Genomic DNA, 9200 nt, shown 5'->3' with positions numbered 1-9200 from the left:
GGAGGTGCGCCGCATGCGGCGTCCGACTTTCAACATCGAGCGCGAGGGGGAATGAATGGGGGACGCGCGGCACGAGCTCATCGTGGTGGGAACGTCGTGGGGCGGGCTGCACGCGCTCAGCGTGCTCCTGTCGAGCCTTCCGCGCGACTTCGAGATCCCGCTCGCCATCGTCCAGCACCGAAGGCACGACTCCGACGACACCTTGGCGCAACTTCTCCAAGCGCACACCGCGATGCGCGTGCGCGAGGCCGAGGACAAGGAGCCCATTCGCGAAGGGCGCGTGTACATCGCGCCGGCCGACTACCACCTGCTCGTCGACGGACGTGCGTTGGCGCTGTCCACCGACCCTCCTGTTCGCTTCAGCCGGCCATCCATCGACGTGCTCTTCGAGTCGGCGGCCGACTCATTTCAACATCGTTTGATTGGAATCGTGCTCACGGGCAGCAACCACGATGGTGCACGCGGTCTGTCGCGCATCAAACAGCGAGGTGGTCTCACGATCGTCCAAAATCCCGCCTCAGCCGAAAGCCCCACGATGCCCGAAGGGGCCCTCGCGCTCGACTGCGTCGACCGAATCCTCGAGCTCGATCAAATCGGGTCGTTTTTGGCACAGCTCAGGCAGAGATGAACGGTATGCCACATTGAACGCATGGATTGAGGATGATAAAGCGAAGATGGTGTCCGGTGTCGGGACTCGATCGGGGGAGTTTCAGCTTGCGCTGGCCGCGATCAAGCCAGCGGTGTTGCTCGTCGACGACCAGCCCAAGAACCTTCTAGCGCTCGAAGCCATTTTGGAGCCGCTAGGAACCGATATGGTGCTGGCGCACTCGGGTCAGGAGGCGCTCAAGCATCTGCTCACGCGCGAGTTCGCCGTCATCCTGCTCGACGTGCAAATGCCGACCATGGATGGGTTCGAGACCGCCATGCTCATCAAAGAGCGGGAGCGATCGCGCCACATCCCCATCATCTTTTTGACCGCCATCAGCAAGGATGAGGCGTTCGTCTTCAAGGGCTACACGGTCGGCGCGGTCGACTACATGTTCAAGCCCTTCGATCCGGACATCCTGCGGTCGAAAGTACAAGTCTTTCTCGATATTTATCGAAAGACTGAGCAGCTGAAGCTACAGGACAAGGTGCTTCGTGAGCGCGAGCTTGCCGAGCTCCGCCGTTCCAGCGAGCGCCGGTACCGCGAGCTCGCCGAGTCGATGCCGCAGATCGTGTGGACGGCCACCGCCGAGGGCGAGCTTGCCTACGGCAACCGCCGGTGGTTCGACTGCGCGCGCTCGCCGATCACCGATCCGCAAGCGCTGCGCTGGGAGGCCATCCTCCACCCGGACGACATCGAAGCTTTCTCCACGGGCTGGCGCGAGGCCATCGCGCAAGGCGAAGCGTGGGGCGGTGAGTTCCGCCTGGGCTCGTGGGTGGAGTCCGACTACCGCTGGCACCTGGTTCGCGCGGTACCGCTTCGAAGCGAGCGAGGTCCCGTCACCTCGTGGGTCGGGACGTGCACCGACATCGACGATCGCAAGCGCGCCGAGGACGCGCTGCGGTTCCTCGCCGAGGCGAGCAAGGTGGTCGGCTCCTCGCTCGAGCCGGCCGACGCCTTTGCGCAGGTGGGGGAGCTCATCGTCCAGACGCAAGCCGACGTGTGCGTCGTCGACCTCGTCGGGGCCGATGGCAACTTCGCGAGCCGCACCGTCGCCGCCTCCAGCCGCGAGTCCGACGTGACCGTTCGCGCGGTCGCCGAGCGCTTCGCGCCCGATCTCGAGTCGCCCTACGGGGCCGGCAAGGTGGTGCGCACCCACGAGTCCGAGCTCCTCCCCGAGGTGACCGACGCCACCAAGGTGATCATCGCCCAAGACAGCGCCCACCTCGCGGAGCTGCGGTCCATCCCCACGCTCTCGTGGATGTGCGTGCCCTTGGTGTCGCAAGACCGCGTCTTCGGCGCCGTGTCGTTCTTCGCGAGCCAATCGCGCCGGCGCTTCGACGAGGGCGATCTGGAGATGGCCGAAGATCTCGCGCGCCGCATGGCCTCCGCCGCGCACGTGGCCGATCTCTATGGCATCGCGCAGTCCGAGCGAAAGAAGCTGGAGGAGGCGCACAAGGCCAAGGACGAGTTTCTGGCGACCCTGTCGCACGAGCTGCGCACGCCGCTCAACGCGATGCTGGGCTGGACGCAGCTGCTTCGCGCGGGCGATCTGGAGGAGAACGAGTTCGATCGGGCGCTCGAGACCATCGAGCGAAACGCAAAGGCGCAAGCGCAGCTCATCGCCGATCTGCTCGACGTCTCGCGCATCGTGACGGGCAAGCTCAATTTGAACGTGGGCCGGGTGCAGCTCCCGTCGCTGATCGAGGGCGCGCTCGACGCCGTGCGGCTGCAAGCCGACGACAAGGGCATCACCCTCGAGTCGACCATCGACCCCTTCGTGCAAGAGATCCGCGGCGATCCCAATCGGCTGACGCAGGTCCTGGCGAACCTGCTCTCCAACGCGCTCAAGTTCACGCCACAGCCCGGCAAAATCAGCGTGGCGCTGGAGTCGGACGGCGGCATCGCGCGCATCGTGGTGAGCGATACGGGGCAGGGGATCGCGGCCGAGTTCCTTCCGCACGTGTTCGAGCGGTTCCGCCAAGCCGACAGCACCAGCACCCGTTCGCAAGGCGGTCTCGGGCTCGGCCTGGCCATCGTGCGCCATATCGTGGAGCTCCACGGCGGCAATGTAAGGGTCACCAGCGAAGGCAAAGATCGCGGCTCCACCTTCACCGTGGAGCTGCCCATTCTGCCCTTCGTATTCGAAGGGCTCGACGCGGGCGATGAGCCCGATCCGTCCACCGGGGCCCCGCCCACGTCGCGCGATCTGGACGAGCTCCATGTGCTCTTGGTCGAGGACGAACCCGACGGCCGCGGCATGGCCCGCACGGTCCTGGAGCGCGCGGGCGCCAAAGTCACCGCCGTGCCCACCGCCTCCGCCGCCTTGGCGGCATTGCAAGAGTCGAATCCCGACGTCCTCGTCTCCGATATCGGCCTGCCCGAGGAAGACGGCTATTCCCTCATCCGCAAAGTGCGCGCGCTCCCCATCGATCGCGGCGGCGCCATCGTCGCCGTCGCGCTCACGGCCTACGCATCCGAAGAAGACCGCCGCCACGCACTGGAAGTGGGGTTCGACGCCCACCTGACCAAACCCGTCGAACCCGCACAACTGCGCTCCATCGTCGTCGGCCTCGTCCGAAATCCGCGCCGCGCCCGCGACTCGTTCTCGTCGCGGGCATGAGCCGCGCCGCGGCTTCGGTCCGTGGCGGGGGGCGACGTTGGCTACCCGTTTCGGTCCGTGCTACGATCCCTAAGCCATGAGCGGACCGTACCGATCACCCGCTGAAGATCCCGAGCTCACGGAAGAGGAGGCCGAAGGGATCCGTCGGGCGATGGGGCAAGCCGAGCGCGGCGAAGTCTACGATCTCGAAGAGATCATGGGCGAGCTTGCCGAGGAGCTCGACGCGCTCGAGCACGTCCGAGCCCGTCGCGCGGGCTGATGCGGCTGAAGCTCACCGCGGACGCGCGGCGCGATCTGCGCGCGTACGTGTTCCATGTGGCATCGGAGAACCCGCGCGCCGCCAAACGTGAGCAGGCGCGGATCCTTGCAGAGCTCTCCATCCTGATCGACGCGCCGGTGGAAGGTCCGAGCGTCCGCGTCGAGAACTGGCCGAGGCCGGCCCGCCGCTGGTTCGTACATCCCTTTCGCGTCTATTACGAGCGTAGCAAGGACGCCGTCGTCGTTCTTCGTCTTTACCACCACGCGCGGGAGCCGATCGAACGCGACTGACACCGCGCCGCGGCTTTGGTCCGTGGCGCGGGTCGACGTTGGCTACCCGGATTGCGTGGCAAACGACGCGAGGGCGGCCTCGCGGAGGAGGTTGGGCGGTAGGAGGCCTTGCTCGAGCACGAAGTCGTCGAACTTGAGCAAATCGAACTTCGTGCCCATTCGCTTTTCCATCTCGCGGCGGATTTCGAGCAGGCGGATGAATCCGTAATAGTAGGACGTGGCCTGTCCTGGGTCGCGGAAGGTGTAGCGCTCCACCTCGGAGTTGGCGAAACCCGGGGAGAGCACCACTTCTTTTTGCAAGAAGGCGCGCGCGGACTCCAGGGTCCATTTTCCTTGCTGCAGCTCGGGATCCAGGAACGCCCGCGCCGCGCGGTGCAGCCGAAATTGAAGGGATACGAGCTGCGCCTCGGGGGGCATGAAGCGACAGGTGATGTACTCGGAGTAGAGGCCCCAACCTTCGATGTTCGCGCTATTGGCCGCGAAATAGGCGCGCGCCGTCGAGGTGCCGCGCTCCACCAAGGACGCGAATTGAAGCTCGTGCCCCGGCCGCGCCTCGTGGGCGGTCAGGGTCCAGGTGGCGGCCGTGTGATTGTAGTCGTCGAGCTTCAGGGCTTTGGCGTTGCCGCCGCTGCCGCTGCCCGTGGGCGGCGGAACGCTGGTGGTGATGACGAATTCGCCTTCTTCTCCCGTATTGCCAATCAGCCGCGGCGGGCTCATATGCGGCGCAGGCGACGCCGCGTTCTCCGCGTCGGTTCCCAAGCGTATGCGCGCCGGCCGGCTGGGCAATGTGACGAGCCGCTCGCGCGCGATGATCGCCTCCACGTCTTTGAGGCGCTGCTTGTAGACCGCGAGCACCGACTCGGTCGGAATTTGCTCTTTCTTGAGCTCGCGAATCACATCGCGGTAGTCGGCGCTCGGCAGCTTGCGCGCTTTGGCCACCGCCGCCGCGATCTCCTTCATCTCCGCGCGGATCGCCTCGAACCCCTCGTGCCCCAGCGCCGCGACCTTCTCCGGCGTCTCCTCCACGCCGAAGCCCTCCAGCTCCACGGCATACACCTCCGGCGCGAGGCGGAAGTCGTCGCGCGCGTGCGGCAGAACGTCCTGACGGAGATACGCGGAGTAGGCGGCGATTTGCTTTTTGAAGGCCTCGAATGGCTCCCGGTAGCCCTCGATGGCGTACTTTTGAAAGAGCTCCTCGATGCCGGCCACCAGCACGTCGGCCGTCTGCAGCTCCTTCTCCACCTCCAGCCGTCGCGGCGGCATCCGCTTTCCCCCCGCCGCGAGCCCTCTTGCCGTCTCTGCCCGCGCCAGATCCGTGAGCGGCACCGTTCCCGCGTTCATCCCCGCATAGGACCGCAACCGCCCCACGGCCGCGCGCCGCCTCGCGGCAGGGATGCGGTCCTCGAGCAGATCGTGAAGGCGGTAGAACACGAGCCGCGCCACCGGATGAAACGGCACCTCGTAGCGTTGATGCACCTCCGATGCGCGGATGGATCGATCGGCATACTGCACGAGGATCGCCAGATCCTGCTTCACCAGCGGATCCGACTCCTTGCCGAGCTGCTCGCGCAACCCGTCCGCCGCCCGCCGCAGATCCGCGCGATAACGCTCCGCGTGCCCGTCCCGAAGGTCCTCCACCTCTTCATCGTGTCCTTCGACCCCGAGCGACGCCGCTTCCTCCGGCGTGTACTTCGCGAGCACGTCCAATATCGGCCGCGCCGCGGCATTGCTCCGGGCGACCCACCCCGGCACCTTTGCGCCCGATGCCTTCGCGTTACCTTGCGCGCTCGCTTCGGCCACGTGCGGGCCCGGCGCGGGCTGCTGCGAAGCGCCGCAAGCGCCGAAGGTGCCGAGCAAAAGAGGGAGCGCGCAAAGCCTGAACAGGGACCGCATGGCCCTTCGCTAGCACACCTGACCCGCGGCGCGTGGGCCGCTTTGCGTGCGACGGCGGCTCCATCGTGTTTCATCGCGTTCGTCGCGTTTTTGATCCCGTTTGTCGCGACTTCACCGCGGTCGTCGCCGACTCAGTGTGCCGGATGACCCTCGCGCTCGAAGCGGTCGAGCGCCTCGAGCATCGGAGGGGTCGGCTTCAGTAAGCGCGTCTGCCCGTTCCCATCTTGCATCGCCCAAGCCCACGTTCCATCCTCGAGCGGCACCCGTTGGGCCTCGCCGCGTTCTTCGGCATGAAGGAGAGCATGCGCGAGTTGTTCCGGCGACATTTGTGGTGCTCCAATACTGGCGAGTCGGCGGGATGCTGCGGCGGCGAGCGCGCTCTTCTTCTTTTTGTCCTTCGGCATGGGTTTCCTTCATAGCATCTACACGTAATGAATGCCTCGCCCGTGTTGCGCCTGTCGACAACACCACCCTCCTGGTCGGAGCTGACTCGACTTTCCACGAGCCACGACATTCGGGACCGCGCCTTTGCAAGTGGCGAGCTGCGCATCCGCCACGCGCGCGGAGCCGACGCCATCCATCGCGCCCAAGCGAGCACGCTCTACGCATCCCTTCGCGCCCACGCCCTTCGCGCCCACGCCCCCATCCGCGATGCCATCGCGCGCGGCACCCTGCGCGGCGCCGCCTTGCGCGAACACATCGAAGCTTGCCCCGTCGATATCCGCGACCACTTCGTCGAGGAGCTCCTCGATATCGCCTACCCCGCGCTCGAAGCCGCCGACGCACCATGGCCGCGCCACATGGGCGACGTGGGGCGCAGCGGCGCATCGCTTTGCAATGAGGCGAGGCGCGAGGGCGAGGCGAAGCGCGAAGGCGAGGCGCGGCGCGAGGGCGAAGCAGGGCGCAATGGCGAGGCGCGGCGTGAAAGCGAGCACGCGCACGAGCTCGTTCCGTATGCGCCGAGCGGCGTCGGCGAAATTCTTCACGCGCTCGACGCGGTCAAGCCCGCGGCCGGGGACACCTTCGTCGATCTCGGCGCCGGCCTCGGCAAGGTCGTGCTCCTCACCGCGCTCCTCACGGACGCGCGCGCGTGCGGCGTGGAGCTCGACCCTGCGCTCGTCGCCCACGCCCGCGCCTCCGCGTCGTCGCTTTGCCTCGCGGAGCCCCGCGTTCAGCTCGTGGAGGCCGACGCCCGCGAAGCGGATCTCGAGGCGGGCACCATCTTTTACATGTACGTCCCCTTCACGGGCTCCGTCCTCGACATGGTGATGACCCGCCTCGCGCACCTGGCCGAGCGCCGCCCCCTGGTCATTTGCGCGCACGCCCTGGATACGCAGCGGTTCTCATGGTTGAAGAACCGCAACGAGCCCCGCTTTTGGCTCGACGTCTACGGGACGTAGGCGTCTACGGGACGTAGGCGTCTACGGGACGTAGGCGTCTACGGGACGTAGCCGTCTACGGGACGTAGCCGTCTACGGGACGTAGCCGCTCAATCCAGCGCGAACGCCACCTCGAAGGCGCTCATCGAGCCGTTCGGCATCGGGCGCTTGACGTCGTGGATGGCGTCGATCACGGCGATCACGTCGGCATATGCCAGCGCATTCGGCGTGTGAAGCACTGCCCGATCCAGCACACGCTCCGATGCACCCCGATGAACGCCACCCGACTCCCATGCACGCTTCAACTCCGCGGCGAGCTCGGGATAACGGATGACGCGCACCGCGCCTTCTTGGTGCTCCTCCGCCCGCCGAGGGACTTCCGTGTGGAGCACGACATTCGATCCTTCGCGCCAGCTCAGAACGAACGCGTTGTCCTGGACCTCGACATGAAGTGCCTTATGCGCCACCGAGGGTGTCGTCGTAGGCTCCTCCCGTGAGGGCGTGTTGGCCGAGGCATTGACCCGTTCCATATGCGACCAGGCTGCCGTGATGAGCAGAAACGAAATCGTTACCAGCATCAAGTCGATCATCGCGATGGGCTGAATTTCCGCATTTAAATCGCGCCGCGCGCCTGTCCCGCGCCCCAGATCCATACCCGCCATGCACCACCTCCACTATTTGCATTGGAAAGTCGTGCCTCGCGAAAGTTCCCAATGAGCGCATCTTCGTCGGGAGGTGGCCTTTTTCGGCCGCGAATCATTTGGCGCCAGCGCTCACTCGCGACCGGTCGTTTCTTCGTGTATTTGGCGAATTCGCGCCACGGTCATCCTGGGCCGATACATGGTTTAGCCAGATCGTTCTAGACCGCGAGGGCAACCAAATGGACCCTGCATTGGCTCCTTATCGCCACATCGACGATGTGCGCGTTTCCGGGGAGTCACTTCACCCATCGAAATAGCTTCCGCTGCAGGAGCCAGTCATCCGGGGGAGCGGTATTCACGAACGAGTGCGTCGAGCTGCCCGCGGACTGCCGGGACTGCAATTGCGCAAAAGCAGACGCTCCGAAACAGTTCCCTTCGACCAGCAGCAACTGCAAGCCGGGTTGGGGAACCGTTGGATGCGCGTCGAAAGACGGGACGATTACGGTGAAATGTACCAAACTGTAAACGTTCGACCGGTGAGATGGCATCGATGGCTGCGAGCTTCGTACGCCTATCCAAGTACGATCGCAGGCCCTAGAATTCGATGATTGAGGAACGGAGCTCATGCAAACACACGCCGCCTCGACGCGTCCCGTGCCTCGATTGACGGCGGCGCGCGATGACTTGTTCTTGCTCTCCGATCGCGTCCTCTTCGTCGGCGCGCTCGGCGACACCTGGCCCCACGCGGTTCATGCCGTCAAGATCCTCGTCGCCTACGAGGGTCAATTCCAAATTCGTTTCGGTAACGGCCCGTGGCAGCAGGCGCGCTCGGCGATCGTGGCGCCCGACGAGGTTCACGCCGTGCGGGGCAGCCGCGTTTTCGGCCACCTCGCGTTCATTTTGCCCGAGCGGGACGGTGAACGCTACGCCATCGCGCGCTCGCAAATTTCGGTTCCGGGCCTCGAGCGGCTACCGCACGATCTTTCGTTGAAGGTCGACGAGAGCCGAGTCACCGATTGGCTCGACGCGTTCTTCGCGCGCGCCGCCGAGTGTACCGCTCGAAAGCCGCTCGACCTGCGCATCGCCCGTGCGCTCGAGTATTTGCGATTCGCCAACGCCATCACCACGCGGCTCGATCCCCTGTCGCGCTCGAGCGCTCTCTCTCCGAGTCGCTTTTCACACTTGTTTCGCGAAGAGACGGCCATCCCGTTTCGAACGTATGCGCAACTCATGCGCATTCGCGCGGCGGTCGCCTACCTCGGTGAGGGATTGGGCTTGAGCGAAGCGGCATTGGCTTCGGGCTTCGCCGATCACTCGCACTTCGGAAGGAGCTTTCGCCGGATGTTCGGCACCAAGCCGGGCGCGTTGGTCCATGGCGGAAGAATCCATATCCTCGGCGGCGGCTTGTCGCCGCTCCCCGAGGCGCCCTTGATCCAGCCGGCCACGTAGTGGCGGACGCCGGTGGTGTC

9 protein-coding genes are annotated in these 9200 nt (G+C 65.7%); 6 read left to right on the top strand and 3 right to left on the bottom strand.

Annotated features, from left to right (window positions below):
* Positions 1-55 precede the first annotated feature (55 nt).
* The 4 genes from LZC94_34950 to LZC94_34935 all read left to right on the top strand — a co-directional run bounded on the left by LZC94_34950 (position 56) and on the right by LZC94_34935 (position 3818).
* Positions 56-628 (top strand): chemotaxis protein CheB, encoded by a 573-nt coding sequence (locus LZC94_34950; protein ID WXB13038.1) that lies wholly within the window; start codon positions 56-58, stop codon positions 626-628.
* A gap of 46 nt (positions 629-674) precedes the next feature.
* A complete protein-coding gene (locus tag LZC94_34945; GenBank protein ID WXB13037.1) occupies positions 675-3269 on the top strand; it encodes a response regulator in 2595 nt (864 codons plus the stop codon).
* 76 nt (positions 3270-3345) lie between these two features.
* Positions 3346-3528, top strand: a complete 183-nt coding sequence (locus LZC94_34940; protein ID WXB13036.1) for a hypothetical protein — start codon at positions 3346-3348, stop codon at positions 3526-3528.
* Complete coding sequence (locus LZC94_34935) at positions 3528-3818, top strand: type II toxin-antitoxin system RelE/ParE family toxin (GenBank protein WXB13035.1); 291 nt, start codon at positions 3528-3530, stop codon at positions 3816-3818. Before LZC94_34940 ends, LZC94_34935 begins: the two co-directional genes overlap by 1 nt.
* Positions 3819-3860: 42 nt before the next feature.
* On the opposite strand, the gene LZC94_34930 is transcribed toward LZC94_34935, so the two are convergent.
* Positions 3861-5711, bottom strand: a complete 1851-nt coding sequence (locus LZC94_34930) for a DUF885 domain-containing protein (protein ID WXB13034.1) — start codon at positions 5709-5711, stop codon at positions 3861-3863.
* A gap of 131 nt (positions 5712-5842) precedes the next feature.
* Complete coding sequence (locus LZC94_34925) at positions 5843-6115, bottom strand: hypothetical protein (GenBank protein ID WXB13033.1); 273 nt, start codon at positions 6113-6115, stop codon at positions 5843-5845.
* Between the two features lie 27 nt (positions 6116-6142).
* On the opposite strand from LZC94_34925, the gene LZC94_34920 reads away from it, so the two are divergent.
* Complete coding sequence (locus LZC94_34920) at positions 6143-7111, top strand: hypothetical protein (protein ID WXB13032.1); 969 nt, start codon at positions 6143-6145, stop codon at positions 7109-7111.
* An 89-nt stretch (positions 7112-7200) separates the two neighbouring features.
* Here LZC94_34920 and LZC94_34915 read toward each other — a convergent pair whose 3' ends face one another.
* Complete coding sequence (locus LZC94_34915) at positions 7201-7752, bottom strand: biopolymer transporter ExbD (GenBank protein WXB13031.1); 552 nt, start codon at positions 7750-7752, stop codon at positions 7201-7203.
* A gap of 603 nt (positions 7753-8355) precedes the next feature.
* Between LZC94_34915 and LZC94_34910 the strand changes: the two genes are divergently transcribed.
* A complete protein-coding gene (locus tag LZC94_34910; GenBank protein WXB13030.1) occupies positions 8356-9180 on the top strand; it encodes an AraC family transcriptional regulator in 825 nt (274 codons plus the stop codon).
* Positions 9181-9200 lie beyond the last annotated feature (20 nt).

The organism is Sorangiineae bacterium MSr11954 (assembly GCA_037157815.1).
GTDB classification, from domain to species: Bacteria; Myxococcota_A; Polyangia; order Polyangiales; family Polyangiaceae; genus Pendulispora; species Pendulispora albinea.
Note: the sequence above shows the minus strand (reverse complement) of the source record. Positions and strands in the feature narration are given on the sequence as shown.